General features: G+C 70.7%; 22 protein-coding genes. 12 read left to right on the top strand and 10 right to left on the bottom strand.

The window, feature by feature from the left end:
• The first annotated feature begins 72 nt into the window (after window positions 1-72).
• Complete coding sequence (locus M8I34_RS11255) at window positions 73-258, top strand: CsbD family protein (RefSeq protein WP_244413963.1); 186 nt, start codon at window positions 73-75, stop codon at window positions 256-258.
• 164 nt (window positions 259-422) lie between these two features.
• On the opposite strand, the gene bla is transcribed toward M8I34_RS11255, so the two are convergent.
• The gene (gene bla / locus M8I34_RS11250) at window positions 423-1,367 is read right to left on the bottom strand and encodes a class A beta-lactamase (RefSeq protein WP_250049273.1); all 945 of its coding nucleotides are present in this window, start codon (window positions 1,365-1,367) and stop codon (window positions 423-425) included.
• A gap of 118 nt (window positions 1,368-1,485) precedes the next feature.
• The gene (argS, locus tag M8I34_RS11245; RefSeq protein ID WP_250049272.1) at window positions 1,486-3,261 is read right to left on the bottom strand and encodes an arginine--tRNA ligase; all 1,776 of its coding nucleotides are present in this window, start codon (window positions 3,259-3,261) and stop codon (window positions 1,486-1,488) included.
• 174 nt (window positions 3,262-3,435) lie between these two features.
• On the opposite strand from argS, the gene lysS reads away from it, so the two are divergent.
• On the top strand, window positions 3,436-5,157 hold the full coding sequence (gene lysS / locus M8I34_RS11240) for a lysine--tRNA ligase (protein WP_250049271.1): 1,722 nt from the start codon (window positions 3,436-3,438) through the stop codon (window positions 5,155-5,157).
• 138 nt (window positions 5,158-5,295) lie between these two features.
• Window positions 5,296-5,520 (top strand): hypothetical protein, encoded by a 225-nt coding sequence (locus tag M8I34_RS11235; RefSeq protein ID WP_250049270.1) that lies wholly within the window; start codon window positions 5,296-5,298, stop codon window positions 5,518-5,520.
• Between the two features lie 39 nt (window positions 5,521-5,559).
• Here M8I34_RS11235 and M8I34_RS11230 read toward each other — a convergent pair whose 3' ends face one another.
• The 3 genes from M8I34_RS11230 to M8I34_RS11220 all read right to left on the bottom strand — a co-directional run bounded on the left by M8I34_RS11230 (window position 5,560) and on the right by M8I34_RS11220 (window position 8,898).
• Window positions 5,560-6,921 (bottom strand): DUF2637 domain-containing protein, encoded by a 1,362-nt coding sequence (locus tag M8I34_RS11230; RefSeq protein WP_250049269.1) that lies wholly within the window; start codon window positions 6,919-6,921, stop codon window positions 5,560-5,562.
• A gap of 148 nt (window positions 6,922-7,069) precedes the next feature.
• Complete coding sequence (locus tag M8I34_RS11225; protein WP_250049268.1) at window positions 7,070-7,777, bottom strand: DUF3558 domain-containing protein; 708 nt, start codon at window positions 7,775-7,777, stop codon at window positions 7,070-7,072.
• Window positions 7,778-7,980: 203 nt separating this feature from the next.
• A complete protein-coding gene (locus tag M8I34_RS11220) occupies window positions 7,981-8,898 on the bottom strand; it encodes a hypothetical protein (RefSeq protein ID WP_250049267.1) in 918 nt (305 codons plus the stop codon).
• A gap of 162 nt (window positions 8,899-9,060) precedes the next feature.
• Here M8I34_RS11220 and M8I34_RS11215 point away from each other — a divergent pair, with 162 nt between their 5' ends.
• On the top strand, window positions 9,061-10,254 hold the full coding sequence (locus tag M8I34_RS11215) for an RtcB family protein (RefSeq protein WP_250049266.1): 1,194 nt from the start codon (window positions 9,061-9,063) through the stop codon (window positions 10,252-10,254).
• 111 nt (window positions 10,255-10,365) lie between these two features.
• Here the strand turns inward: M8I34_RS11215 and M8I34_RS11210 are convergent, their stop codons facing one another.
• On the bottom strand, window positions 10,366-11,124 hold the full coding sequence (locus M8I34_RS11210; protein ID WP_030985927.1) for an SDR family oxidoreductase: 759 nt from the start codon (window positions 11,122-11,124) through the stop codon (window positions 10,366-10,368).
• 83 nt (window positions 11,125-11,207) lie between these two features.
• Window positions 11,208-11,543, bottom strand: a complete 336-nt coding sequence (locus M8I34_RS11205; protein ID WP_250049265.1) for a YnfA family protein — start codon at window positions 11,541-11,543, stop codon at window positions 11,208-11,210.
• Between the two features lie 314 nt (window positions 11,544-11,857).
• On the opposite strand from M8I34_RS11205, the gene M8I34_RS11200 reads away from it, so the two are divergent.
• Window positions 11,858-12,598, top strand: coding sequence for an AAA family ATPase (locus tag M8I34_RS11200; RefSeq protein ID WP_250049264.1), 741 nt, complete (start codon window positions 11,858-11,860; stop codon window positions 12,596-12,598).
• Here the strand turns inward: M8I34_RS11200 and M8I34_RS11195 are convergent.
• Window positions 12,555-14,183 carry an FAD-dependent monooxygenase gene (locus M8I34_RS11195; protein WP_250049263.1) on the bottom strand — a complete coding sequence of 543 codons (1,629 nt, stop codon included), beginning with the start codon at window positions 14,181-14,183 and terminating at the stop codon, window positions 12,555-12,557. The genes M8I34_RS11200 and M8I34_RS11195 overlap by 44 nt on opposite strands.
• 199 nt (window positions 14,184-14,382) lie before the next feature.
• Here M8I34_RS11195 and M8I34_RS11190 point away from each other — a divergent pair, with 199 nt between their 5' ends.
• Complete coding sequence (locus tag M8I34_RS11190; RefSeq protein WP_250049262.1) at window positions 14,383-15,033, top strand: TetR family transcriptional regulator; 651 nt, start codon at window positions 14,383-14,385, stop codon at window positions 15,031-15,033.
• Window positions 15,034-15,052: 19 nt separating this feature from the next.
• Here the strand turns inward: M8I34_RS11190 and M8I34_RS11185 are convergent, their stop codons facing one another.
• Entirely contained in the window at window positions 15,053-15,859 is an 807-nt protein-coding gene (locus tag M8I34_RS11185; protein ID WP_250049261.1) for a helix-turn-helix domain-containing protein, read from the bottom strand.
• 122 nt (window positions 15,860-15,981) lie between these two features.
• On the opposite strand from M8I34_RS11185, the gene M8I34_RS11180 reads away from it, so the two are divergent.
• The 3 genes from M8I34_RS11180 (at window position 15,982) to M8I34_RS11170 (ending at window position 18,130) form a co-directional block, all read left to right on the top strand.
• A complete protein-coding gene (locus M8I34_RS11180) occupies window positions 15,982-16,677 on the top strand; it encodes a TIGR03086 family metal-binding protein (RefSeq protein WP_250049260.1) in 696 nt (231 codons plus the stop codon).
• Window positions 16,678-16,790: 113 nt separating this feature from the next.
• A complete protein-coding gene (locus tag M8I34_RS11175; protein ID WP_250049259.1) occupies window positions 16,791-17,336 on the top strand; it encodes a cupin domain-containing protein in 546 nt (181 codons plus the stop codon).
• Complete coding sequence (locus M8I34_RS11170; protein WP_250049258.1) at window positions 17,333-18,130, top strand: SDR family NAD(P)-dependent oxidoreductase; 798 nt, start codon at window positions 17,333-17,335, stop codon at window positions 18,128-18,130. Before M8I34_RS11175 ends, M8I34_RS11170 begins: the two co-directional genes overlap by 4 nt.
• A gap of 92 nt (window positions 18,131-18,222) precedes the next feature.
• Here M8I34_RS11170 and M8I34_RS11165 read toward each other — a convergent pair whose 3' ends face one another.
• Window positions 18,223-18,810, bottom strand: coding sequence for a hypothetical protein (locus tag M8I34_RS11165; RefSeq protein ID WP_078889456.1), 588 nt, complete (start codon window positions 18,808-18,810; stop codon window positions 18,223-18,225).
• A 305-nt stretch (window positions 18,811-19,115) separates the two neighbouring features.
• On the opposite strand from M8I34_RS11165, the gene hemL reads away from it, so the two are divergent.
• The 3 genes from hemL to M8I34_RS11150 all read left to right on the top strand — a co-directional run bounded on the left by hemL (window position 19,116) and on the right by M8I34_RS11150 (window position 22,550).
• The gene (gene hemL / locus M8I34_RS11160) at window positions 19,116-20,441 is read left to right on the top strand and encodes a glutamate-1-semialdehyde 2,1-aminomutase (RefSeq protein ID WP_250049257.1); all 1,326 of its coding nucleotides are present in this window, start codon (window positions 19,116-19,118) and stop codon (window positions 20,439-20,441) included.
• A 58-nt stretch (window positions 20,442-20,499) separates the two neighbouring features.
• On the top strand, window positions 20,500-21,180 hold the full coding sequence (locus M8I34_RS11155; RefSeq protein WP_250049256.1) for a histidine phosphatase family protein: 681 nt from the start codon (window positions 20,500-20,502) through the stop codon (window positions 21,178-21,180).
• 146 nt (window positions 21,181-21,326) lie between these two features.
• Window positions 21,327-22,550 carry a hypothetical protein gene (locus M8I34_RS11150; protein WP_250049255.1) on the top strand — a complete coding sequence of 408 codons (1,224 nt, stop codon included), beginning with the start codon at window positions 21,327-21,329 and terminating at the stop codon, window positions 22,548-22,550.
• Window positions 22,551-22,617: the final 67 nt, after the last annotated feature.

The raw sequence follows: 22,617 nt of genomic DNA, 5'->3' as shown, positions 1-22,617 counted from the left end.
GTTTTGTCCGGCGCCTGCCGGGCACGCGCCGAGTGTCAAGGAAGGCCCCGACCGACTGAGGAGCGGGTAACCATGACTGCCAAGCGCAAGATGCAGGCCAAGGGCGCGCAGGTCATCGGCGCCATGAAGGAAGTCGTCGGGCGGGCCACGCACAACCGCAAGCTGGAGGCCGAGGGCAAGGCCGAGAAGACCGCCGGGCACGGGCTGGACGCGAGCGAGAAGGTCAAGGACGCGGTACGGAAGCCCTGGCAGCACTGACGGCAGTCCGCAGCCCGGCAGACCGGCAGCACTGACGGCACCGCGGCAGTTCTGACGGCGTCGTCCGCGCCTGAATCCCTGTGGCCTTGCGCCTCCGTGGCCCGCATCCCCGCGGACTGCACTTCTGCGGGCCCGTACCTCCGCACCCCGCACCCCGCCGCCGTTCAGCCCGCCACGGCCCGGGCGAGCACCTTTGTCACGTCCACGATCAGCGGATTGTCGTAGGCCGCGGCCTGCTCCGGCTTGCCCGTCAGTACGGCCAGCACGATCGGGGTGCCGTCCGGGGCCCAGGCCACGCCCACGTCGTTGCCGGTGCCGTACGAGCCGGAGCCCGTCTTGTCGGCGATGGCCCAGTCCTTGCCCAGGGCGGCGCGGAAGCGGTCCGTGTTGGTTTCGTTGGTCTTCATCCAGGCCGTCAGCAGGCCCCGGTCGGACGGCGAGAGCGCATCGCCCACCAGCAGCCGGGCGTAGGTGCGGCCGATGGCGGCGGGGCTGGTGGTGTCCGTCCTGCGCCAGGGCTCGGCCGAGTTCAGTTCCGTCTCCCAGCGGTCGAGGCGGGTGGTGCGGTCGCCGAGGGAGCGGGCGAAGGCGGTGACGGCGGTCGGGCCGCCGAGTTCGCGCAGCAGGAGGTTGCCGGCCGTGTTGTCGCTGCGCCGGACGGCGGCGGCGCACAGTTCGGCGATCGTCATGCCGGTGGCGACGTGCTTTTCGGTGACGGGTGAGTTCTCGACGAGGTCGGCGTCGGTGTAGTGGACGCGGCGGGCCAGGGTCTCCCCGTTGCGGTCGAGGTCGCGCAGCACCGCCGCGACGGCGAGGGGCTTGAAGACCGAGCAGAGGGGGACGCTGGTGTGGGCGCGGTAGGCGACCGTCGCGCCGGTGGCGGTGTTGTGGGCGAAGGCGCCGACCCGCGCCCGGTGGGTGTGCTCCAGCCGGCGCAGGGCCTCGTACGGATCACCGGCGGTGGGGGCCTGGGCGGCCGCGGATGTGGTGGCGGACGCCAGGAAACCCGCCGCCAGCAGTCCGGCTCCGGTGCCCAGCGCGGCGCGCCGGGTCGGACCGGGGGTGTGCTTCGTGGTGCGCTCGTTGCTCCGGTGTGGTGCTGGGTGCATCGCTGCCCCTCCCCTTGAGACCTGAGCGGCCCCGTACAACACCTGTGTTGTACGGGGCCGTTGTGGCAGGAGAGTAAGCGACGGCAGGCCCCGCGGGGGGCCGGACGGCGCGCCGGGCTCAGAGCCGCTCGGGCGTACGGATGCCGAGCAGGGCCATGCCCTGGTGGAGGGTGCGGGCGGTCAGGTCGCAGAGGAACAGCCGGCCCGCAACCTGGTCCGGGCCGCCCTCGGCCTTCAGGACCGGGCACTGGTCGTAGAAGGTCGTGAACAGCGAGGCGAGGCCGTAGAGGTACGCGGCGACCTTGTGCGGCTCGTACGACGCGGCGGCCTCGGCGAGCACCTCGCCGAACTGGTCGAGGTGCAGGCCCAGCGCCCGCTCCGCCGGGGCCAGCGACAGCTCCGGGTGCGCCGCGGGGGCCGCGTCACCGGCCTTGCGGAAGATCGACTGGATACGGGCGTAGGCGTACTGGAGGTACACCGAGGTGTCGCCGTTCAGCGACACCATCTGGTCCAGGTCGAACTTGTAGTCCCGGCCGGCCGACGTCGACAGGTCCGCGTACTTCACGGCGCCGATGCCGACCTGCGCGCCGTTGCCCGTGATCTCCTCCTCGGTCAGGCCGATCGGCTCGCCCTTCTCCCGGACCACCGCGGTCGCCCGGTCGATCGCCTCGTCCAGCAGGTCGACCAGCCGCACCGTCTCGCCCTCACGGGTCTTGAACGGCTTGCCGTCCTTGCCCAGGACCGTGCCGAAGGCCAGCTGGACGGCGTGCGTCTTGTCGTTCAGCCAGCCGGCCCGGCGGGCGGTCTCGAAGACCATCTTGAAGTGCAGGGACTGCCGGGCGTCGACGACGTACAGCAGGGTGTCGGCGGAGAGGTTCTGGACCCGGTCGCGGATCGCGGAGAGGTCGGTGGCGGCATAGCCGTAGCCGCCGTTGGACTTCTTGACGATCAGCGGGACGGGGTTGCCGTCGGGGCCCTTGACGTCGTCGAAGAACACGCAGAGGGCGCCCTCGGAGCGCACCGCGACGCCGGACTCCTCCAGCAGCCGGCAGGTCTCCTCCAGCATCTCGTTGTAGCCGGACTCGCCGACGACATCGGGGTCCTGGATGTCCATGTCCAGCTTGTTGAAGACCGAGTAGAAGTAGATCTTCGACTCGTCGACGAACCGCCGCCACAGGGCGAGCGTCTCCTCGTCGCCGGCCTGGAGGTCGACGACCCGGCGCCGGGCCCGCTCCTTGAACTCCTCGTCCGAGTCGAAGTGCGCGCGCGAGGCCTTGTACAGCCGGTTGAGGTTCGACATGGCCTCCTCGCCGGAGACCTCGCCGCTCTTGTGGTCCAGCTCGTGCGGGTGCTCGATGAGGTACTGGATGAGCATGCCGAACTGGGTGCCCCAGTCGCCGATGTGGTGCCTGCGGATCACCTTCTCGCCGGTGAACTCCAGGATCTCGACCATCGCCGCGCCGATCACCGCGGACCGCAGATGGCCGACGTGCATCTCCTTCGCCACGTTCGGCTGGGCGTAGTCGATGACGGTCGTGCCGGCACCGTCGGCGTACGGCACGCCCAGGCGGTCGTCGGCGGCGCGCTCGGCGAGGGTCTTGATGATCGCCTCGTCGGCAACGGTGATGTTGAGGAAGCCGGGTCCGGAGACCTCGATCTCCTTGATCACCGCGCCGCTGTCACCCGTGGGGATACCGGCGACGACCTGTGCGGCCAGCTCCCGCGGATTGCCCTTGAGCTTCTTGGCCAGCGCCAGCATGCCGTTGGCCTGGAAGTCCGCCCGGTCGCTTCGGCGCAGCAGCGGGTCGGCGGCGCCGGCCTCCGGCAGGGCTGCCGAGAGGGCGTCCGCGACGCGCTGGTTGACCGAAGCTGCGAGGGAAGTGACCGAGGCCATGGAAAGAGCTCTCTTCCAGAGGGAGGTGTCGTCGGAGTGGAAAGGGTTTGCCAACGAGTATCCCACGGCACTACCACTGATTTTTCGTCTGGGACAATGGGCACCGTCAGGCTTTTGCGCGTCCGCGCGCAGGACGGCGCAATCAGGAAGCACCAGGAAGAGGAAGGGCCGATCGTGGCTCAGCAGAGCACCGAGACCGACTGGGTCTCCAGGTTTGCGGACGAGGTCATTGCCGAGGCGGAGCGTCGCGCCCCCGGCAAACCGATCGTCTGCGCCTCGGGCCTGAGTCCGTCCGGCCCGATCCACCTCGGCAACCTCCGCGAGGTCATGACCCCGCACCTCGTCGCCGACGAGATCCGCCGCCGCGGTCATGAGGTCCGTCACCTCATCTCCTGGGACGACTACGACCGCTACCGCAAGGTGCCGGAAGTGCCAGGCGTCGACAAGTCCTGGAACGAGCACATCGGCAAGCCGCTGACCTCGGTGCCGGCCCCGGCCGGCTCGGCGTACCCGAACTGGGCCGAGCACTTCAAGGCCGCCATGTGCGAGGCGCTCGCCGAGATGGGCGTCGAGTACGACGGCATCAGCCAGACCGAGCAGTACACCGCCGGTGTCTACCGCGACCAGGTGCTGCACGCGATGAAGCACCGCGCGGACATCGACGCGATCCTCGGCCAGTACCGCACGAAGAGGGCCCCGGCCAAGAAGTCGCAGAAGCCCGTCGACGAGGCGGAGCTGGAGGCCGCCGAGGGCTCGGGCGCGGCCGCCGAGGACGACGGCAGCGGCGGCTCGGCCGGCTACTTCCCGTACAAGCCCTACTGCGGGCAGTGCGAGAAGGACCTCACCACGGTCACCTCGTACGACGACGAGACCACGGAGCTGGCCTACACCTGCACGGAGTGCGGTTTCGGCGAGACGGTCCGGCTGAACGAGTTCAACCGCGGCAAGCTGGTCTGGAAGGTCGACTGGCCGATGCGCTGGGCCTACGAGGGCGTGATCTTCGAGCCGTCCGGTGTCGACCACTCCTCGCCGGGCTCGTCCTTCGTCGTCGGCGGCCAGATCGTCCGCCAGATCTTCGACGGTGCGCAGCCCATCGGCCCCATGTACGCCTTCGTGGGCATCAGCGGCATGGCCAAGATGTCGTCGTCGCGCGGCGGGGTGCCGACGCCGGGCGACGCGCTGAAGATCATGGAGGCGCCGCTGCTGCGCTGGCTGTACGCGCGCCGCAAGCCCAACCAGTCCTTCAAGATCGCCTTCGACCAGGAGATCCAGCGGCTCTACGACGAGTGGGACAAGCTGGAGTCCAAGGTGGCGGACGGCAGCGCGCTGCCGGCGGACGCCGCCGCGTACTCCCGCGCGGCCCGCACCGCCGCCGGCGAGCTGCCGCGTACGCCGCGCCCGCTGCCGTACCGCACGCTCGCCTCGGTCGCGGACATCACCGCCGGCCATGACGAGCAGACGCTCCGGATCCTGAGCGAACTGGACCCTGACAGCCCCGTCACCTCGCTGGACGAGACCCGGCCGCGGCTGGACAAGGCCGAGTACTGGATCAACACCCAGGTCCCGGCCGAGCAGCGCACCATCGTCCGTGACCAGCCCGACGAGGACCTGCTCGGCACCCTCGACGAGCAGGCCCGCGGCTCGCTGCGGCTGCTGCTCGAAGGTCTCGACGAGCACTGGTCGCTGGACGGCCTGACCACCCTGGTCTACGGCGTCCCGAAGGTCCAGGCGGGCCTGGAGCCGGACGCCAAGCCGACCCCGGAGCTGAAGGTGGCCCAGCGGGCCTTCTTCGCCCTGCTCTACCAGCTGCTGGTCGGCCGGGACACCGGGCCGCGGCTGCCCACCCTGCTGCTGGCCGTGGGCGCCGACCGGGTGCGCAAGCTGCTCGGCGGCTGACGGGCCGTCGGAAGGCTGTTGCCGTCGAGTCGCTGCCGTTGAGTCGTAGACGCGTCCGCGTGGTCTCCGACTGAGGGATGAGAAGGGTTCGGCCCCGGGGACGAGGACCTCCGGGGCCGGACCCTTCACGCTGGAGCCATGAGAGGAATCTTAGGCTTCATCATCATGATCCAGGGCGTAATGGGATTCATCGGGCAGGTCTTCTTCGACGGCGCCTGGGGCCTGCTGCCCCACTGGTTCGATCTGCCGTCCGCCGCCTACGTCGGCCTCTTCGCGGCCGGTGCGGCGCTGGCCGTCTGGGGGGACGCGGCCAAGAAGCGCAAGGAGAAGCAGGCGCGGCAGACGGGCGCCGGGGCGGTCTAGCGGTCCAGGGGACCTGCGGGACGACACCCGGCGGGTGCGTTACGCGATGTGCTCGTCCATCAGTTCCGCGTTGAGGCGGTCGCTGAACTGGTCCATGCAGCGGTTCAGGTCCCGCGACCGCAGGCGGATGCCGTACTGCGCCTCCAGGTTCGCCGCGAACGCGCCCGGTGTGGGCATGCCTTCGCCCTCTATCGAGTGCCGGAACACCTGGTACAGGTCCTCGTCGGTCGGCTGTGCGGCCGGTGCCTGAGCAGGCTGGGGGCCCGCCTCCGGGGTGCCCTGGCCGAGCGGACGCGTCCCACCCGCACCGTTCGGCACCGGGACCTGTGGCTGGGGCTCCGGCGCGCGCGGCGCCGGTACGGGGGCCTGCTGGTGCGTCGGCGCCTGCTGGTACGTCTGCGGCTGCTCGTACGTCGGCGCGTGCTCGTGCGTCGGCCCCTGCTCGTGGGTCGGCGGCTGCTCGTACGCCGCCGCCTGCTCGTACGTCGGCGCCTGCTGGTGCGTCGGTACCTGGCGGTGCTCGTCGTACGAGGGCTGTCGCTCCTGCTGCGGGACGAACGCCGGGTCGTAGTCACCCTGATACGTCACCTGCTGCGGCGCCGCGAACCACTGGCTCGGCATCTCCCCGGCCTCGGCCGGCTCCTGGGCCGGTTCCTGGGCCCTCGGCTCCCGAGCGGGCGTCAGGGACTGCTGTGGCGCCGGCAGCAGCTGCGGTTCGATGCCCGCCGCGGCGAGCCCCGCGGGAGCGGTCTGGGACAGCGGCACCCCGAACCGGGCGAGCCGCAGGGGCATCAGGGACTCCACGGGAGCCTTACGGCGCCAGCTCCGCCCGAAGCGCGACCGCAGGCGTGCCTGGTACACGAGGCGTTCCTGCTCCAGCTTGATCACCGCGTCGTAGGACCGCAGCTCCCACAGCTTCATCCGCCGCCACAACAGAAACGTGGGGACGGGCGCCAGCAGCCAGCGCGTGATGCGCACACCCTCCATGTGCTTGTCCGCCGTGATGTCGGCGATCCGCCCGACGGCGTGCCGGGCGGCCTCGACGGTGACGACGAACAGCACCGGGATGACGGCATGCATGCCCATGCCCAGGGGATCGGACGACGCCGCGGCATTGAACGCCACGGTCGCGACCGTCAGCAGCCACGCCGTCTGCCGCAACAGCGGGAAGGGCATGCGGATCCAGGTCAGCAGCAGATCCAGCGCCAGCAGGACGCAGATGCCCGCGTCGATGCCGATGGGGAAGAAGTAGGCGAAGCTGCCGAAGCCCTTCTTGAGGGCCAGTTCACGCACGGCCGCGTAGGAGCCGGCGAAGCCGATACCGGCAATGACCACCGCGCCGGCGATGACCACTCCGATGAGTATCCGGTGCGTGCGTGTCAGCTTCAGTGGCGCGGCCACCCGAGGACCCCTCCCAGTCGGTCTGTTGCGAGCGACAGCCTGGCACATGGGTGCGGGAGGGCGTGTGCCGGTACGGGCGGAGCCGGGTGAAGGTCTGCGAGGTGACCCGGTGCCCGGGCCGGAGAGGGCCCGGGCGACGCCGGTGCGGTCAGCTGTTGGCCTTGGCGGCGGCGGCGACCGCTTCCTTGGCGGCGGCCTGGTTGTGCTTGAGCAGGTCGGCGACCTTGGGGGCGTCCGCGCCCGCCAGGCCCGCGCCGTTGTAGTTGATCGTCACGACGATGTTGGAGGTGCGGGCGACGATGGTGGTGTTCTTGAAGTTGGTGCCGTCGCGCTTCACGTCGTAGGTGATCGCGGTTGCCTCGTCACCGGTGCCGGAGGTCTTCACGGTCTCCAGCTTCTTGGCGCCCTTGGTGGCCTTCGCCTCGGACACCTGCTTGGCGTAGAAGTCCGTGGCGCGCTTCTCGCCGCTGCCGACGCCCGGGTCGGATTCGTAGCGCTGGTAGCCGATGTCCAGCCAGCGCCACTGGGTGCCGTCGACGCCCTTCTCGTCCGAGCTGGTCCACGAGCAGGTGCCGTGGGCGGCGTTGTCCGTGGACTTGCCCTGCTCGCCGGAGGCGTCCTTCGCCTTGGGCAGCATCTTCTTGATGGTGTCCTTGGAGAACGCCGAGCACGGGTTCGGCAGCTTCTTGAACTTGGCGGGCGCGACGGTCGGCGAGGGCTTGGCCGCGCTGCTGGAGGCGGCGGAGGAGGCGTCACCGGAGCTGTCGCTGTCCGAGCCGGAGCAGCCGGCGACGAGCAGCACCGGTACTGCTGCGCAGGTGAGAAGGCTGGCGAGTCGCTTGGCTGAACGGTGCATGGTTCCTTCGCTGTTCGTCGTCGTCGGGTCGGCACGGCCGTGGCGGTGGCCGTGGGGCCTGCCCGGCCGCGTACGGGGCAGGGCTAGACGGCACGGTACGCGGCGTGGCGAGGTGGGTGACCGATTCATGTCGATGAGCGCAACGCTCAAATCGGGCGATTCAGCTTCTTGTCCGTCGACTCGGTCAATACTCCCACCACGGACTATTCGCTGAGGCTGTCGGACAGCTCGGTGGCCAGCGAACGGGCCTTGTCCTGCAATTCCTGGCTGTCCGGCAGCATCGCCTTGTCCGTGGACCACTGGTCGTAGGTGATCTTCACGATGACGTTCGACGTGCGAAAGACCACAGTGACATCGCGGTGTACGCCGGAGTCCGCTGTGACCAATTTGTCATTGAGGAAGGCCGCGTCCCCGAGGTCGTCCAGGACGCGGGGGGCGGTGGAGCCGCTCGGGTCCGTGCTCGGATCCGCGCTCGGGTCGGACTTCTGCGAGGGGCTCCCGGACGGGGCCTTCCCCTTCGCGTCTGCCGAGCTCTTGCCCGTTGTGCTCTTGTCCGTCGCGTCGTTGGTGACGACTCCTTCGCCCTTTTCCTTGTCCTTCGAGGCGGAGGCGGAAGCGGAGGGGGGCGGGGCGGCGGGCGAGGGGGCGCCGGCGCCGCCGGGCGGTATCTGTGCGGCCAGCTCCTTCTTGCCGTAGATCGCCTGCGCCTTGTCGTCATCGCTGACGGCGGAGTCGTACGAGACCACGCGCTGGATGTCCAGGCCCAGATGGCGGGTGCCCGCGGTGGTCTCGCGGGTCCAGCGGCAGCCGACGCGGCGGTCGGTGTCGTAGGTGATGTCGGCCTGGCCGCCGTAGACCTTCTGCGCCTCGGTGTCCGACAGGGGCTGGCCGTCGCCGGGCAGCATGCGGCGGATGACGCCGCGCGAGGGCAGCCCGCAGGCCTCCGGGAGGGTCTGGTAGCGGCCCGGCTCGGCGGCCGGGCTCGATGTGGCGGCGCCGCCGCTCTTGGCGTCGGCGGCGTCGCCGTCGGGGCTGGAGCTGCCGGTGCAGCCGGTGAGACCGGCGGCCAGCGCCGCGGCCACCACCACTGCGGCACCGGGTACGAACGGCTTCCGTGGCATCGTTCGCGGCTCCTTCCCCTACGAAATGCGGTTGCCGCCGGTCGGCGGCCGATGGACACAATGTCTATCGCACGTCTTGCCGCAAACGCTGGTCCGCCGTCCAAGATCGGATAAATTGTCCGGCTTTTGCGTTTTTCATGAATTCGGGGGAATGGGGAAGTTATGTCGTACGTCGAGGTGCCCGGCGCCCAGGTACCGATCCGGATGTGGACGGACCCGGCCGCGGTCGAGGACGTCGCGATGCAGCAGCTGCGCAATGTCGCCACCCTGCCGTGGATCAAGGGCCTGGCCGTGATGCCGGATGTGCACTACGGCAAGGGAGCGACGGTCGGCTCGGTGATCGCCATGCGCGGCGCGGTCTGTCCGGCGGCGGTCGGTGTCGACATCGGCTGCGGGATGAGCGCGGTCAAGACCTCGCTCACCGCCAATGACCTGCCCGGCGATCTCTCCCGGCTCCGCTCGAAGATAGAGCAGGCGATTCCGGTGGGCCGCGGGATGCACGACGCTCCGGTCGATCCCGGACGGCTGCACGGCTACCCGACGGCGGGCTGGGGGGACTTCTGGTCGCGGTTCGACGGGGTGGCCGAAGCGGTCAAGTTCCGTCAGGAGCGCGCGACGAAGCAGATGGGCTCGCTGGGAAGCGGCAACCACTTCATCGAGTTCTGCCTCGATGACACCGGCGCGGTGTGGCTGATGCTGCACTCCGGCTCCCGGAACATCGGCAAGGAACTGGCCGAGTTCCATATGGGGCAGGCGCAGAAGCTGCCGCACAACCAGGGGCTGGTCGACCGCGACCTCGCCGTCTTCATCGCGGACACCCCGCAGATGGCGGCGTACCGCAACGATCTGTTCTGGGCGCAGGAGTACGCCAAGCACAACCGGGCCGTGATGATGGCGCTCTTCCAGGACGTCGTCCGCAAGGAGTTCAAGAAGGCCAAGCCGACGTTCGAGCCGGTGATCTCCTGCCACCACAACTATGTGGCGGAGGAGCAGTACGACGGCATGGACCTGCTGGTGACCCGTAAGGGCGCGATCCGGGCGGGCAACGGCGAGTACGGCATCATCCCGGGCTCGATGGGCACCGGGTCGTACATCGTCAAGGGACTGGGCAATGCCGCGTCCTTCAACTCCGCCTCCCACGGCGCCGGCCGCAAGATGAGCCGGAACGCCGCGAAGAAGCGGTTCTCCACCCGGGACCTGGAGGACCAGACGCGGGGTGTGGAGTGCCGTAAGGACTCCGGTGTGGTGGACGAGATCCCGGGTGCCTACAAGCCGATCGAGAAGGTCATCGATCAGCAGCGGGACCTGGTCGAGGTCGTCGCCAAGCTCAAGCAGGTGGTGTGTGTGAAGGGCTGAGCCCTGGGACGGAGACGGGGCGGGGGCGGTCCGGCGCGGTGTGCGCCGGGCCGCCCCTCTCTTTCGTCCGTCGGCGGGCCGCTTTCCCGGCCGGGGGCCGCGGCAGGCGGCTCAAGTGGTGCGGTGGACCTTGGAGTTGGAGGCCTGGGCGCGGGGGCGGACCACCAGGAGATCGACATTGACGTGGGCGGGCCGGGTGATCGCCCAGGTGATGGTGTCGGCGACATCCTCCGCGCTCAGCGGCTGGTCGACGCCCTCGTAGACCTTGGCGGCCTTGTCGGAGTCGCCACGGAAGCGGGTGGTGGCGAACTCGTCGGTCTTGACCATGCCCGGGGCGACCTCGATGACGCGCACCGGCTCACCGCACAGCTCCAGACGGAGCGTCTCGGCGATGACATGCGCGCCGTGCTTGGCGGCGACATACCCGCCGCCGCCCTCGTAGGTGCCATGGCCCGCGGTGGAGGAGAGCACGACGACGGTGCCCTCGCCGGAGGCGGTGAGCGTGGGCAGCAGCGCCTGGGTCATGTGGAGCACGCCCAGCACATTGACCTCGTACATGGCGCGCCAGTCGGCGGGGTCGCCGGTGGCGACCGGTTCCGCGCCGTAGGCACCGCCGGCGTTGTTGACCAGGACGTCGACGGAGGGGTAGCGGTCGAGGGCGGCCGCGAAGGCGTCGACGGCGGCGCGGTCGGTGACGTCGAGTGCGTAGGCCTCGGCGTTCGGCAGCTCGGCGGCGAGCGCCTCGATGCGGTCCTTGCGGCGGGCGGTGAGCACCACGTGGTAGCCGGCCGCGGCCAGCGCTCGCGCGGTGGCGGCGCCGATGCCGCTGCTCGCTCCGGTGACGACGGCGGTACGGGCCTCGGCGGTCATGGCACTCTCCTCGGGGCGATGGGGTCCCCCTGCTCCGCGAAGCCTGGGGGAGGGCGGTCCGCCGCCAGGATATGCAGGCGGGGTCAGTGGCTCCTGGGGGCGTACATGATCACGGCCATTCCGGCCAGACAGATCAGTGCTCCGGTCACGTCCCAGCGGTCGGGGCGGTAGCCGTCGGCGATCGCGCCCCAGGCCAGCGATCCGGCGACGAAGACACCGCCGTACGCGGCGAGGATCCGGCCGAATGCGGCGTCCGGCTGGAGGGTGGCGACCCAGCCGTACACCCCGAGCGCGATCACTCCGGCGCCGATCCAGACCCAGCCCTTGTGTTCGCGGACGCCCTGCCAGACAAGCCAGGCGCCGCCGATCTCGAAGAGGCCGGCGAGGACGAAGAGGGCGGCGGAGCGGGCGAACAGCATGCGTCCAGCGTACGGAGGGCGGGTCCGGACCCGCCGTGGGCGGGGAACGTCGGGCGAGGCATGGATGAGGCATGGCTGAGGCATGGCTGGGGGCGCGCCGGGCGAGGCATGGACGTCAGGAGGGGCGTTGAGCGTCAGCGAGGGGCCGGTGAATGTCGGCGGGGGGGCGTCGGGCGAGGCATGGGCGTCAGCGGGGGACCGTTGAGCGTCGGCGGGGGAGTCGGGTGACGCATGAGCGTCAGCGAGGGGCCGTTGAGCGTCGGCTGGGGTCTGTCGGCGGGGGACTGTCAGTGGGGTGTGAGAGCTTCGGGGGCATGCTGATCGAACGGGCTTACGTGGACGTTCCGGAGGGGGAGGGGACGGCTGAGAACGGCTGGCCCTGGACGGTGCCGTGTGTGCGCCAGCTGGCCGAGGAAGGCCTGGCCTTCCGCGCTCCGGTGACCTTTCTGGTGGGGGAGAACGGTTCGGGAAAGTCGACGCTGGCCGAGGCGCTGGCGGAGGGCTTCGGGCTGGATTCGTACGGCGGCTCGGCGGGATACAAGTACGCGAGTTCGCGGGAGGCATCGCTGCTCGGCAGCCGGATGCGGTTCGATCCGACGCGGCAGGGGCGGCAGATGGTGCGCGGGCCGCGGGTCCGCCGGCGGGGGTTCTTCCTGCGGGCCGAGACGGCGTTGGAGGCGTTGAACGGGGAGCGGAGGTCGAACCGGCTGTCCCGCTCCCCGGACGAGATGAGTCACGGGGAAGGCTTTCTGATGGCCTTCCGGGAGCGGTTCGCACAGCGGGGCCTGTATGTCATGGACGAGCCCGAGGCGGCCCTGTCCTTCTCCTCCTGTCTTGAACTGATCGGGCTGATGGGGGAGTTGGGGAGCGGTGGTGCCCAGATCATCTGTGCCACCCACTCCCCGCTGCTGACGGCGCTGCCCGGCGCCGCGATCGTCGAGGTCGGCGAGCACGGTATGCGGAGCGTGGAGTGGGCGGAGCTGGGGCTCGTCGACCACTGGCGGCGCTATCTCAACGACCCCCGGGCCTATCTGCGGCATGTGCTGGAGGGGTGAGGGCGGCGGGCCGGGCGGTGCCTATGGATCCGATGTCCTCGGGCGCGGCGCCGGTCCAGTGCAGCAGGGCGGACCGTAGTGCGCGGGCGCGCTCGGCGGGGGCCGTGGCATCGGTGGCCCAGGCGATATAGCCGTCGGGGCGCACCAGAAGCGCCGTACGGCGACCGCTTTGCCAGGAGGCGGTCAGGAAGCGGTCCTCGGCGGGGCTACGGGGGGCACCCTTGCTCGTCAGGGCTCGGGGGACGCCGGGTTCGTCGGCGGGGGTGAGAAGCACGAACCGGCCCTGGCGGAGGAGTTCGTAGAGGCGGCTGCCGTCGGCCAGGCGGATGTCGGGGGCGCGCCGGCCGGTGAGGGGGTGGGCGCCGGGCCCGGCACCGTAGGCGATGCCGATGCCGGAGATGGTGCGGACCGCGCGGCCGGACAGCGGCCGCAGATGGTTGAAGACCCGGGCGGCGAGGGTGCGCACGGCGCGGCCGGGGGCGCCGTGCAGCAGGGCGAGCCGGATGAGGGCACCGCTGCTGCGCAGCACCTGCTTGCCCACCGGGTGGCGCTCGGTCTGATAGCTGTCCAGGAGGCTGTCGGGGGAGTGGCCCCGGAGCACCGCGGCCAGCTTCCAGCTGAGGTTGGCGGCGTCCTGGAGGCCGGTGTTCATGCCCTGGCCGCCGGCCGGGGAGTGCACATGGGCGGCGTCGCCGGCCAGGAAGACGCGGCCGACACGGTACTCGGGGGCCTGGCGCTCGTCGCTGTGGAAACGGGAGACCCACCGGGCGTCATGCATGCCGTAATCGCTGCCGAGGGCGAGCCGGGTCATCTCGCGGACCTCGTCGAGGTCGGTGGGTGCGTCGTCGTCGGCCTGGTAGCGGCGGCTCCAGCAGATGACGCGGTACCAGCCGTCGCCGAACGAGCCGATCAGGGCGAAGGCCTCGTCGTTGGCGTTGACGGTGAAGGGGGAATCGGGCTTCTGGGCCAGCCGGACATCGGCGAGCACCAGGGAGCGGATCACGGACTTGCCGGGGAACGGCTGGCCGATGGCCTCGCGGATGGTGCTGCGGACGCCGTCGGTGCCGACGACGTAGGCGGCGCGGAGGCTGCCGATGCCCTCGGTGTTACGGAAGCGCACCGTCACACCGTCGGCGTCCTGATCGAGGCCGAGCACCTCGGATTTGTGACGGAAATCGACACCGGCGCGGCGGGCCCGCCGCTCCAGCAGCCGCTCGACCTCGAACTGCGGAGTGATCAGCACCATGGGGAAGCGGGAGCGGAGCCGGGTCGCGTCGATGGTGGCCTCACCGAAGAGGCGGAGGGTGGAGAGCCGATGGCCGCCGGCGATCAGCTCGTCGGCCAGGCCGCGGGCGTCCAGCTGCTCCAGGGTGCGGGCATGGACGGCCAGCGCGCGGGTGAGGTTGCTCAGGGTGGCGGGGCGGCGCTCCAGGAGAGTGACGCCCAGGCCCGCCTCGGCGAGGTCTCCGGCGAGCAGCAGGCCGGTCGGGCCTGCGCCCACGACGATGACGTCCGTATCGCGGGCCGCACGCACCTCGTCGGCCTCAGGGCCGCTGCCGGCGGGCTTGCGGTTCATGGCATCCATGGCTTCCGCCTCCTGTGCCTATGCCTATGCCTATGCCTATGACTGTGTCTATGCCTGTGCCTGCACTTCATGCCAACGCATGTTGGTCAACGCATGTTGGTCAACGCATGTTGGTCAACGCATGTTGGTCAACGCTTGTTGGCAAGCGTAGGGCGGCCGGGCCTGGCGTGTCAACAGGTGTTGGCCTACAGTTGTTGACATGGCCGAACATGCACCCTCCGCCGCTGATCCCGCGCCTGCCGCGTCCGATGTCGCGCCCGCCGACGCCGCGCCCGGCGGGGCGTCGGACCCCGCCCGCCCCCGGCGTTCCGCCGCCACGCGCGCCGCGATCCTGGCCGCCGCCCGGGACCGCTTCGCCGCGGACGGCTACGAGCGCGCCACCATCCGCGCCATCGCCAGGGACGCGGACATCGACCCGTCGATGGTGATGCGCTACTACGGCAACAAGGCCGGCCTCTTTGCCGCCGCCTCCGAGATCGAGGTGCACGCCCCCGACCTCACCCACGTCCCGCGCGACGAGGCCGGCGCCCGGCTCGTACGGCACTTCCTGGAGCGCTGGGAGTGCGACGAGACGCTGACCGGCATGATGCGCGTCGGCGTCACCAACGAGGCGGGCGCCCAGCGGATGCGCGGGGTGTTCGCCGAACAGATCAAGCCCGTCCTGGCCGCGGTCTGCCCGGTGCCCGAGGAGGCGCCGACCCGCGCCGCGCTGATCGCCTCCCAGATACTCGGCATGGCGCTGTGCCGCTATGTCCTGCACATCCCCCCGGCCGTGGACCTCGGTCACGACGAGGTCATCGCCTGGCTGGCCCCCACCGTCCAGCGCTATCTGACGGCCGAACACCCCTGAGCGTCCGGCGCGGGCGGACTCAGCGCACGTACGCGGTCGGCGGGACCCCGACGGTGGCAGTGACGTCGCGGACCAGATGCGCCTGATCGCTGTAGCCCAGCTCGGCGGCGAGCGCGGCCCAGTCGACCTCCGCCTCGGACGCGGCGCGCTCCAGGGCCTCGTGCACCCGGTAGCGCAGCAGCACCCACTTGGGGCTGACCCCGACATAGCCGGCGAACAGCCGCTGGAGGGCCCTGACGGACATGCCCTCGGCCTGCGCGAAGTCCGCGACCCGGCGGATCGTACGGTCCGTGCGGATCCGGTCGGCCAGCCCCACGGCGAGGTCGGCCTGGGCGAGCATCCGCGGCCCGGCCCGCAGGCGAGGGGCCAGAAAGGCGTCGAGCGCGGCCACCCGGACGTCCTCGTCGTCCGGCTCCAGTACGGGCCCCGCGGCGTCCGTTGGTCCGAAGGCCGTCGCCAGCGGCAGCCGGCGGCCCGTCCAGTCCGTCGCGGGCCGCTCCGGGGCGAACGGCCGGAACCCGCCCGGCCGGAACTGCACCCCGCACACCCGCCCGCGCCCCGTCAGCTTCTGCGCGAACAGCTCCAGCCCGACGCCCGCGACCTCCCCGAAGCCGGGGCGGTCGGCGTACCGCTGGAAGACGAGGTTCACGCACGGGTGCGGAACGACATGCGTGGCATACGGCTCGGACAGATCCCAGTCGATCAGCCAGTAGTGCTCGACATAAGGGCGCAGCGGTGCGGCGGGGGTGCGGCGGCGGAACTGCACCCGCGTGAAGAGACCGGGGGCGTCGACGATGCCCCGGGTGTCGCGCCGTGGAGCGGCCATGCCGGGATTTTAGGCGGTGCCCTACGTCCCCGCCCGGCCCTCAAGGACGGGCCGCGCCGATCGCGCGGCGCCTGTCGCGTTTTTTCAAGCCGCCCCCGGCGGCGGTCCGTAGCGTCATCGCTATGACCGACATGCAGGACATTCCGGATGACGCGCCCGTGAGCGAGCAAGCCGACCCGACCGCACCGACCGCACCGACCGCACCGACCGCAACGGCCCCCACGGCCCCACCGGCCTCCACACCCCCACCGATCAGCGCGCTGCTCGACGCGGCGGCGCAGGCGGCGCTCCCCGTACTGCGCGGGGTGCGCGACGACCAGCTGGGACTGCCGACGCCCTGCGCCGAGTACGACGTACGGGCGCTGCTCAACCACCTCTTCCAGGTGGTCGTCGCTTTCCAGAGCCTGGCCGCGAAGAAGGACGTGGACTTCAGCACCACCCCCGACCGGCTCGGTGAATACGGGGCGCAGTGGCCCGACCGGTTCGCCCAGGAGGCCGCGCGCCTGGTCGAGGCGTGGGCGGTGCCGGGCGCGGAGGACGGTCCGACCGGCGGGATGAAGCTGCCGGCGCGGACCGTCGGCGCGATGGTGCTGCTGGATCTGACGGTGCACGCCTGGGACGTGGCACGGGCGGCGGGCCTGCCGTACACGCCCGCCCCCGGGTGCGTGGCCGAGCTGCGCACACTGGTCGCACAGATGGCCCCGACGGCCCGGAAGATGAACGTCTTCGCCGAGCCGCTCCCCGTCCCGCCCGGCGCCTCCGCCCTCGATGCGCTGCTGGCCGGGACGGGCCGCGACCCGCACTGGACGGCCGGCTGACGGATGTGGGCGACCGCGGCACGGGGACGCGGTATGCCGGGCGGGACCTCGGGCACACTCCCTAAGCCGGATCACCCCCGGCAGTCGGCGGACGAGTGGGAGGCGGCGCGCGGATGGACGAGCAGCGCAGGTCCCACGAGCGGCTCCCCGAGGCGCTGATCGACTTCTACGGGCTGGCGCCGCTGCCCCGTGAGGGCGGACGGTTCCGGCGTACGTGGGCGGGGCCCGAGCGCCCCGACGGGCGGCCCGAGGGCTCGGCGATCGTGATGCTGCTGACCGACGAGCCGGGCGACTTCTCCGCCCTGCACCGGCTGCCCACCGACGAGATCTGGCACTTCTACCGGGGCGATCCGCTCACCCTCTTCCTCCTCCCGGAAGGCGGCGGCGCCGCGGAGGGCGGCGGCCTCCCGGAGGGCGGTGGCACGGCCCGTACGGTCGTGCTCGGTCCTGACGTCCTGGCCGGGCAGCACGTCCAGTTCACGGTGCCGGCCGGTACGTGGATGGCCGCCGAGGTCGCCGACGGCGGTTCCTGGTCGCTCTTCGGCTGCACGATGGCGCCCGGTTTCACCTTCGAGGACTACGAGCACGGGGACGCCGCCGAACTGGCCGCGCGCTTCCCCCAGGAGGCGGCGCGGATCACCGCGCTGAGCAGGCCATGACCGAGACCGGACCGGACGTCACCCACCGCCCCCAACTGCCCGATCTGCGCGGCCAGGTCGCCCTCGTCACCGGCGCCGCCGGGGGCATCGGCCGCGGTATCGCGCTGCGGTTCGCCGCGGCGGGCGCGGCCGTCGTGGCGCATTACCGTACGGGCGCCGACGCGGCCCGGGACCTGGTCGGGCGGATCGAGGCGGACGGCGGGAGCGCGCTGGCGCTGCGCGCCGACCTGGCCGTCGAGGAGGACTGCCACCGTCTGGTGGACGAGGCGGCCGGCTGGCGCGGCCGGCTGACCGCGCTGGTGAACAACGCGGGGGTGCAGCCGACGCAGGAGCTGGCGGCGATGTCGCTCGCCGACTGGCGGGCGGTGGCGGATCCGAACGTGCACAGCGTCTTCGCCTGCACCCAGGCCGCGGCGGCCGTGATGCGGGCGTCCGGCGGCGGCTCGGTGACCCATATCGCCTCGATCGAGGCGGACCGTCCGGCGCCGCAGCATGCCCACTACTGCGCGTCCAAGGCGGCGGTGGTGATGCATGCGCGCGCGGCGGCGCTGGAGTACGGGGCCTACGGCATCCGCGTCAACAGCGTCTCGCCCGGCCTGATCGACCGTCCCGGCCTGGCGGAGGACTGGCCGGAGGGGGTGCGCCGCTGGCAAGCCGCGGCGCCCGCCGGACGGTTGGGCACGCCGGAGGACGTGGGCGACGCCTGTGTGTTCCTCGCCTCACCGATGGCGTCCTGGATCACCGGGCACGATCTGGTCGTGGACGGCGGTGTGTCGGCCCGCCCCACGTGGTGACCGGCGCGGCCCCGTGCGGAGAGCGCCCCGGCCGGGCGGCGCGCCGTGCCCGGGGCCGTCGCGTCCGGGGCCGCCGCGCCCGCGCTGAACCGTTACGGCCAGACCAGGCAGTACGCCTGGTGCCCCGCCTCGTGCAGCCGGTGGCTGAAGTCCTGCCACTCGTGCAGCAGCTGGTAGACGGTGAAGGCGTCGCGCGGGCCCCCGCGGTCGGGGACGGTGGACCAGATGAAGGCGGCCGCGCCGACCGTCTCCTCACCGACGCCGCGCAGCGGGTCGACCACGGTCATGGGGAGCTTGACGACGGCGTAGTCGGGGTGGAGGACGACAAGTTCGAGCGGCGGAACCTTATGGAGCGGTATGCCCTCTATACCCGTGAGGACCATGGCGGCCATCGTCTCCGGCTTGATCTTGCTGAACATGCCGCCCATGCCGAGCTCGTCACCGCCGAGCTCCTCGGGACGCATGGAAACCGGGACGCGGGCCGCGGTCGCACCATTGGGCGCGCCGAAGTACCTGTACGTCACCCCCATGCGGCCGCCTCTGATCTCCCCGCCCGTGGTCTCGCCCGTGGTGTCCTCACGGGTCTCGCCCGTGGTGTCCTCACGCCGGTGACGGCCGCGCTGGGCGCGCTCGGGACCCCGGTCATTGGTTCCCTCGCCCAGTTCGCCACCGCGATGCATATCTCCACCCGACCACTCGCAGCCCCAGCCGCGCAACCCGATCATCGTCTCAGAGACCTCCCCCGTCACCGGCGCGTGAAACGCCCGGCCGCACGCCCCCGTGCGCCTCTGAGACCATTGCTTGCGTGACTTACTCGTACGTCGGCCCAGTTTCGCAGACGAGTGGGGGCTGACGCCCGGTCGAGCGAGAGGAATCAAAAAAGGAGCGAGAGTGAACCCAGCGGCGCCCGCAGGCGTATCGCGAGGGAGATTCCCGCACCCGTTGTCAGCCGGGCCGCGTCCGTGCGCCGCCCCTCCCGCCGTTTATGCAGGTCAGGATCACAGTGTCTTTTCCGTATGAAGCCCCTGTTTCGCAGTCGCTGTTCGACCGTGCGTCCGCTGTGACGCCGGGCGGCGTCAATTCTCCGGTGCGGGCCTTCCGGGCCGTGGGCGGTACGCCCCGGTTCATGGTGTCCGGCACCGGTCCGTACCTCACGGACGCCGACGGCCGTGAGTATGTCGACCTCGTGTGCTCATGGGGGCCGATGATCCTCGGCCACTCGCACCCCGAGGTGATCGCCGCGGTCCAGGACGCGGTCGCCCGCGGTACGTCCTTCGGCACGCCCGGCGCGGGCGAGGTCGAGCTGGCCGAGGAGATCGTGGCCCGGATCGAGCCGGTCGAGCAGGTGCGCCTGGTCTCCAGCGGCACCGAGGCGACGATGTCGGCGATCCGGCTGGCGCGCGGCTTCACCGGCCGGCCGAAGGTGGTCAAGTTCGCGGGCTGCTACCACGGGCATGTGGACGCGCTGCTGGCCGCGGCGGGTTCGGGCGTGGCGACCTTCGGGCTGCCCGACACGCCGGGTGTGACGGGTGCGCAGGCCGGCGACACGATCGTGCTGCCGTACAACGACATCGAGGCGGTACGGGCCGCGTTCGCCGCGCACCCGGGCGAGATCGCCTGTGTGATCACGGAGGCGTCGCCGGGCAACATGGGCGTGGTGCCGCCGCTGCCGGGCTTCAACCAGGGCCTGAAGGATCTGTGCGCGGGCAACGGGGCGCTCTACATCTCCGACGAGGTGATGACCGGCTTCCGCGTCAGCAAGGCCGGTTGGTACGGAATTGATGGCGTACGTCCGGATCTGATGACCTTCGGCAAGGTCATGGGCGGCGGCTTCCCGGCCGCGGCCTTCGGCGGCCGCGCGGACGTCATGGCGCACCTCGCCCCGGCCGGCCCGGTCTACCAGGCGGGCACCCTGTCCGGGAACCCGGTCGCCACCGCCGCGGGCGTCGCGCAGCTGCGGCTGCTGGACGACGCCGCGTACGAGAAGGTCGACGCGGTCTCGGCGGAGGTGCGGGGCCTGGTCACCGCCGCGCTGGCGAAGGAGGGCGTGGCGCATCGGCTCCAGGTCGCGGGGAACATGTTCTCGGTCTTCTTCACCGATGCCGAGGTGACCGACTACGACGCCGCCAAGGCGCAGGAGTCGTTCCGGTTCACCGCCTTCTTCCACTCGATGCTGTCGCAGGGCGTCTACCTCCCGCCGTCCGCCTTCGAGTCGTGGTTCCTCTCGACCGCGCACGACACGGCGGCCGTCGAGCGGATCGCCGCCGCACTGCCGGCCGCCGCGCGGGCCGCGGCCGGGGCGACGGCCTGACGACGGTCGCGGCGCACGGGCCGGCGACTGCTTGCTGACGACTGAATGAATGGGTGACATGAGCAGCGAAGACATCACCGTCGTGCATCTGATGCGGCACGGCGAGGTGCACAACCCCGACGGCGTGCTCTACGGGCGCCGGCCCGGCTACCACCTCTCCGAGCTGGGGCGGAAGATGGCCGACCGGGTGGCGGAGCACCTCGCGGAGCGGGACATCACACATGTCGTCGCCTCGCCGCTGGAGCGTGCGCAGGAGACCGCGGTGCCGATCGCCGGTGCGCAGGGTCTGGATCTGGCCACCGACGAGCGGCTGATCGAGGCGGCCAACGTCTTCGAGGGGAAGACCTTCGGGGTCGGCGACGGTGCGCTGAAGAAGCCGGGGAACTGGAAGTACCTGACGAACCCGTTCCGGCCGTCCTGGGGCGAGCCGTACGTCGAGCAGGTCGTACGGATGATGGCGGCGCTGGGCGCGGCGCGCGATGCCGCACGGGGCCATGAGGCGGTGGCGGTCAGCCATCAGCTGCCGATCTGGATCGTGCGCAGCTTCGCGGAGCGGCGGCGGCTGTGGCACGACCCGCGCAAGCGGCAGTGCACGCTGGCCTCGCTGACGTCGTTCACCTTCCACGGCGACAAGATCATTTCGGTGGGATACAGCGAGCCTGCGCGCGACCTGGTTCCCTCCCATCTTCTGGCGGGCGCCAAACCCGTGAAAGGAAAGGCCAAGGCTTTCGGGGCCTGACGGTGCATCACTTGGTGGAACGTCAAGTCCAGGCAAAATGAGATATCTGCGCGAATAACCCGGAACCCCGACGCTCGACATGCCCTCTTCTCCATTGTCCGTTTATATGGATATTGAGTTCGGCGAGCACGGATGGGGACGAGGGTATGCGCGCGATCAGTCGGCGAAACCTGCTGGGTATGGGAGTTGGTGCGGCCGCGGCGCTGGGCGTCGCCGGCTGCTCTTCGCCTGACTCGGGCACAGGGGCCGACAAAGCGCGCGTGAAGAACTCGGTACAGGCTCGCCCCAAGCTCATCGGTGACGGCTCGACAGCGAATTACGGTTCGCAGCCCCATCAGCCGAAAGCACCCGAACGGCTGGAGCCCGGACAGACCCCGCCGCAGTTCGTCATCTTCTCCTGGGACGGTGCGGGAGAGGTCGGCAACGGCCTCTTCCCCCGCTTTCTCAAGCTCGCCAGGGACCATGGCGCCGCCATGACCTTCTTCCTGTCCGGGCTCTACCTCCTGCCCGAATCCCAAAAGCACCTCTACGAGCCGCCGAACAACCGGCGGGGCGCCTCCGACATCGGCTACCTCAGCGACGACCACATCAAGGAGACGCTGAAGTACGTGCGGGAGGCCTGGCTGGACGGCCACGAGATCGGTACCCACTTCAACGGGCACTTCTGCACCGGCGCCGGCACCGTCAAACGCTGGACGCCGCAGCAGTGGCAGTCCGAGATCGACCAGGCGATGGATTTCGTCACCAAGTGGCGTACCAACACCGGATTCACGGATCTGGATCCGCTGCCCTTCGACTACCGAAAGGAATTGGTCGGCAGCCGTACGCCATGCCTGCTGGGACAGGAAAATCTGCTGCCCACCGCCAAGGAACTCGGCTGGCGCTATGACGCCAGCTCGTCCGGCGGTCTCCAGATGTGGCCGAAGAAAAAGATGGACCTCTGGGACTTCCCGCTCCAGCAGGTTCCCTTCCCGGGGCACTCTTTCGAGGTGCTCTCGATGGACTACAACATCCTCGCCAATCAGTCCAAGAACTCGACGAAGGCCCCGCCGGTCAACTACCCGGGCTGGCGGCGCCAGGCCACCGACGCATATATCTCCGGATTCCGCCGGGCCTACGAGACCAACCGGGCGCCCTTCTTCATCGGCAACCACTTCGAGGAGTGGAACGGCGGTATCTATATGGACGCCGTCGAGGACGCGCTCAAGCACATTGCCAATGAGCAGAGCCGGGATGTCCATCTGGTGTCGTTCCGGCAGTTCACCGACTGGATGGACGCCCAGGACCCGGAGGTGCTGCGCAAGCTCCAGGAGCTCCCCGTCGGGCAGCAGCCCTCCGGTGGCTGGAAGGCGTATCTCTCCGCGGCCTGACATGCCCCTTTGACCGGGGACCGGTCCGGCGAGGGGGGCGCGGAAGATCCGGAAATGGCCCATGCGA

The organism is Streptomyces sp. MCA2 (assembly GCF_023544705.1).
In the GTDB taxonomy this organism is placed as follows: Bacteria; Actinomycetota; Actinomycetes; order Streptomycetales; family Streptomycetaceae; genus Streptomyces; species Streptomyces decoyicus.
This window is presented reverse-complemented; position numbering and strand designations above follow the sequence as displayed.

What these genes read in the sequence shown, in the direction of transcription:
- M8I34_RS11220 (WP_250049267.1), bottom strand. Translation starts at nt 8,898, where the DNA reads ATGCCACGGAAGCCGTTCGTACCCGGTGCCGCAGTGGTGGTGGCCGCG.
- M8I34_RS11195 (WP_250049263.1), bottom strand. Translation starts at nt 14,183, where the DNA reads ATGGATGCCATGAACCGCAAGCCCGCCGGCAGCGGCCCTGAGGCCGAC.
- M8I34_RS11215 (WP_250049266.1), top strand. Translation starts at nt 9,061, where the DNA reads ATGTCGTACGTCGAGGTGCCCGGCGCCCAGGTACCGATCCGGATGTGG.
- hemL (WP_250049257.1), top strand. Translation starts at nt 19,116, where the DNA reads ATGCAGGTCAGGATCACAGTGTCTTTTCCGTATGAAGCCCCTGTTTCG.
- bla (WP_250049273.1), bottom strand. Translation starts at nt 1,367, where the DNA reads ATGCACCCAGCACCACACCGGAGCAACGAGCGCACCACGAAGCACACC.
- M8I34_RS11165 (WP_078889456.1), bottom strand. Translation starts at nt 18,810, where the DNA reads ATGCATCGCGGTGGCGAACTGGGCGAGGGAACCAATGACCGGGGTCCC.
- M8I34_RS11205 (WP_250049265.1), bottom strand. Translation starts at nt 11,543, where the DNA reads ATGCTGTTCGCCCGCTCCGCCGCCCTCTTCGTCCTCGCCGGCCTCTTC.
- M8I34_RS11150 (WP_250049255.1), top strand. Translation starts at nt 21,327, where the DNA reads ATGCGCGCGATCAGTCGGCGAAACCTGCTGGGTATGGGAGTTGGTGCG.
- argS (WP_250049272.1), bottom strand. Translation starts at nt 3,261, where the DNA reads ATGGCCTCGGTCACTTCCCTCGCAGCTTCGGTCAACCAGCGCGTCGCG.
- M8I34_RS11210 (WP_030985927.1), bottom strand. Translation starts at nt 11,124, where the DNA reads ATGACCGCCGAGGCCCGTACCGCCGTCGTCACCGGAGCGAGCAGCGGC.
- M8I34_RS11175 (WP_250049259.1), top strand. Translation starts at nt 16,791, where the DNA reads ATGGACGAGCAGCGCAGGTCCCACGAGCGGCTCCCCGAGGCGCTGATC.
- M8I34_RS11180 (WP_250049260.1), top strand. Translation starts at nt 15,982, where the DNA reads ATGACCGACATGCAGGACATTCCGGATGACGCGCCCGTGAGCGAGCAA.
- M8I34_RS11155 (WP_250049256.1), top strand. Translation starts at nt 20,500, where the DNA reads ATGAGCAGCGAAGACATCACCGTCGTGCATCTGATGCGGCACGGCGAG.
- M8I34_RS11235 (WP_250049270.1), top strand. Translation starts at nt 5,296, where the DNA reads ATGAGAGGAATCTTAGGCTTCATCATCATGATCCAGGGCGTAATGGGA.
- M8I34_RS11190 (WP_250049262.1), top strand. Translation starts at nt 14,383, where the DNA reads ATGGCCGAACATGCACCCTCCGCCGCTGATCCCGCGCCTGCCGCGTCC.
- M8I34_RS11185 (WP_250049261.1), bottom strand. Translation starts at nt 15,859, where the DNA reads ATGGCCGCTCCACGGCGCGACACCCGGGGCATCGTCGACGCCCCCGGT.
- M8I34_RS11255 (WP_244413963.1), top strand. Translation starts at nt 73, where the DNA reads ATGACTGCCAAGCGCAAGATGCAGGCCAAGGGCGCGCAGGTCATCGGC.
- M8I34_RS11200 (WP_250049264.1), top strand. Translation starts at nt 11,858, where the DNA reads ATGCTGATCGAACGGGCTTACGTGGACGTTCCGGAGGGGGAGGGGACG.
- M8I34_RS11170 (WP_250049258.1), top strand. Translation starts at nt 17,333, where the DNA reads ATGACCGAGACCGGACCGGACGTCACCCACCGCCCCCAACTGCCCGAT.
- M8I34_RS11225 (WP_250049268.1), bottom strand. Translation starts at nt 7,777, where the DNA reads ATGCACCGTTCAGCCAAGCGACTCGCCAGCCTTCTCACCTGCGCAGCA.